Origin of the sequence: Paeniglutamicibacter antarcticus, assembly GCF_039544305.1 — a bacterium.
Taxonomy (GTDB): Bacteria; Actinomycetota; Actinomycetes; order Actinomycetales; family Micrococcaceae; genus Paeniglutamicibacter; species Paeniglutamicibacter antarcticus_C.
Genome location: NZ_BAABLK010000065.1, coordinates 1 through 2,317, shown reverse-complemented (window position 1 = coordinate 2,317; position 2,317 = coordinate 1). Strand labels below are relative to the sequence as shown.

The window sequence follows — 2,317 nt, the reverse complement described above, 5'->3', positions numbered from 1 at the left end:
GTTTTCTCGGCGTCCGTCGGCGCCACCGTTGCCGCTCAAGGCTGCGATCAACGATCCCGCGAAACGGGCCGCATTATCGGTTCATTAACTACTATGACTATGTCTCATTTGATTTGACAAGTTCCGCTTAGTTGACAGTGGGAGTTGATGTTTCGGGAACCGATTGAATGGTCTTGTTTATTGTCTCCAACTCGATGGGTGTGAGCTTGCCAGGCCGTCGTTGGCGGCGTCAGCGAAGGTAGGTTTTCTCGATCCAGAGAACTATGGCCAGGCGTAATTCTGCCCGGGTTTCCCACCGTTTGTCGTTCAGCACGTTCTTTTGTAGCAGCGAAAAGAAACTTTCCATAGCGGCATTATCTGCATATGCACCGACCCTGTCCATGGATCCCTGCAGGCCAGCGGAGTTGATCAGCCGGACGTATTTCTTGGACCGGAATTGCGAGCCTCTGTCGCTGCGGATCAAGGTTCCTTGCGGGTTTCGTTGACTGATCGCCGCAGCCAGTGCGGCTTTCATCCTCGAATCGATGGAGTAGCCCACGATCCTGTTGGAGTAGACGTCCTTGACCGCGCATGGGTACAGCTTGCCTTCGGAAGTGTGGGGCGCGGTGATATCGCTCAGCCACAGCCTGTTCGGTGCCGTGGCGGTCAAGTCGTGTCGGACATGGTTCGGATGGAATTCTTGAAAGAAGGCTTGGTGCTCACGGGGGAGGACTCTCAGATGGCGAACCTGATGCTTTCGGTGATGTGGGCCTTCGCGGAATTTGAGCGCTCTCTGATCAAGGAACGCCAACGCGAGGGCATTGCCTTGGCGAAAACCCGCGGGGTCTATAAGGGACACAGGCGTTCGCTGAGTCCCGATCAGGTCAGTGAGTTGGTTGCCAGTGCGCTGGCCGGGATCCCTAAGATCCAGCTAGCTAGGGAATACGGGTTGAGCCGGGACGCTGTGTATCAATACCTGCGACGCTCGAACACATCCACTTTGTAGGGGAAGTAGCTGCTCCATGTGCACCATATCCAACACAGTTGTCAGCTCTTGAAACCTTTGGTCCTGCACAACATTTATCTGATGGACGCCGGAAGACTCCGCACGCAGAGGTAAAGCACAGTGATCGTTTGCAGAGCAGGGACCGTGGTGGAGTTCCGCGTTGTTTGTAAGACTCAAATACCTCTCATGGCGGCGCAGCAAACCTGCGTTTACCAATCCATTACCGGGTATGCCTATGGTCGTGAATATCATGGTAAATCCTGGACCGACTACATATAGTTGCGCGATCTGGCAACCAGAAACGGGGAGAGTGGGCTCATGAGGACCGATCGAAGTTCCTTCACAATAGTGGCGATCACTGCAGGCGTCGCGGTAGGGATTCTGGTCGTGAGTTTCGCGATCAAATTCCTCATTGGAACGCTGCTCTTCTCTAACGAGATGGCCTGCTCGGAAGGTGAAGCACCGACAAATGACATTTATGGCGGAAGTGCGTGCTTCACAGAGGGCACCGAGCTACCCGAAGGATTTACATGGGATGTTCGCGGCAACTACACAATCAACTGATGTCACTGCTGTAAAGCCAGCGGCGCCCTCAGTGACTGATGGGCACCGCCGTGCGGCTCACCAGGCTGCTAATGGAAACTAGGCACCCTACTGCTCAGGGTGTTTACGATTTCTTGGGGGCTTACTGGGCCTCTGCTTCCGGTGGATCCGCATCATCGTTGGATTCATCGAAGTACGTATCGGTTCCTTGTTCTTCGTTGGGTTCCAGCTCACTGTCGTGCACTTCGTCCCACACCACCAGTTGTTCACTATCCGGGCCAGTGTAGTGCTCATCGTCGAGGCCCAGGGGACGGGCATCATCGGGGGCGATGACGCCTTGCGCGATGGCCGTGGCATCAGCAGGGTCCAAAGGTTCAATAACTTCACTCATTGATCTGCCTCCTGTTCACCAATGCTTCCAAGAAACGCTATGGCTCGGGTTACCGCGGTAGGACAGGCTGAGAAGTGATTCAAGGCCGGTCAACCAAGGATGGTCTTTAGCCACAGTGAGTATCGATGCGTAGGAGTGAGATCAGCTTTCCGAGGTTTTCTGCTGCTTGTTGGGCTTCGCGTCCTGCTGGTCGAGTTCGTTTCTCAGCGAGGTGTTTTCTGCCTCCAAAGACAGAACAAGTCGGATTCCCGACAGATTCAGCCCCTGAGCGAGGAGGTGGGAGATCCGACGCAGGATATCGAGATCCGCTTCGCTGTAGCGGCGGGTTCCCCCTTCAGTGCGTTGAGGGTCTAAGAGTCCCTTGCGTTCATAAAGGCGCAGGTTTTGCTGACCTGTGC

At 54.9% G+C, this 2,317-nt stretch carries 4 protein-coding genes and 1 pseudogene; 2 read left to right on the top strand and 3 right to left on the bottom strand.

What is annotated here, in order from left to right:
- Positions 1-127: 127 nt before the first annotated feature.
- Positions 128-673: pseudogene (locus ABEA12_RS15110) on the bottom strand (IS3 family transposase); the annotation flags it as partial.
- Positions 674-679: 6 nt separating this feature from the next.
- Here ABEA12_RS15110 and ABEA12_RS15105 point away from each other — a divergent pair.
- Together ABEA12_RS15105 and ABEA12_RS15100 are read left to right on the top strand one after the other, a co-directional pair.
- The gene (locus ABEA12_RS15105) at positions 680-985 is read left to right on the top strand and encodes a recombinase family protein (protein ID WP_425571792.1); all 306 of its coding nucleotides are present in this window, start codon (positions 680-682) and stop codon (positions 983-985) included.
- A gap of 387 nt (positions 986-1,372) precedes the next feature.
- On the top strand, positions 1,373-1,549 hold the full coding sequence (locus tag ABEA12_RS15100; protein ID WP_210101396.1) for a hypothetical protein: 177 nt from the start codon (positions 1,373-1,375) through the stop codon (positions 1,547-1,549).
- 121 nt (positions 1,550-1,670) lie between these two features.
- On the opposite strand, the gene ABEA12_RS15095 is transcribed toward ABEA12_RS15100, so the two are convergent.
- Both ABEA12_RS15095 and ABEA12_RS15090 read right to left on the bottom strand, forming a co-directional pair.
- Positions 1,671-1,919, bottom strand: coding sequence for a hypothetical protein (locus ABEA12_RS15095; protein ID WP_210101395.1), 249 nt, complete (start codon positions 1,917-1,919; stop codon positions 1,671-1,673).
- 141 nt (positions 1,920-2,060) lie between these two features.
- On the bottom strand, positions 2,061-2,317 hold a 257-nt coding region (locus ABEA12_RS15090; RefSeq protein WP_345468819.1), incomplete at its 5' end, for a MerR family transcriptional regulator.

What these genes read in the sequence shown, in the direction of transcription:
- ABEA12_RS15095 (WP_210101395.1), bottom strand. Translation starts at nt 1,919, where the DNA reads ATGAGTGAAGTTATTGAACCTTTGGACCCTGCTGATGCCACGGCCATC.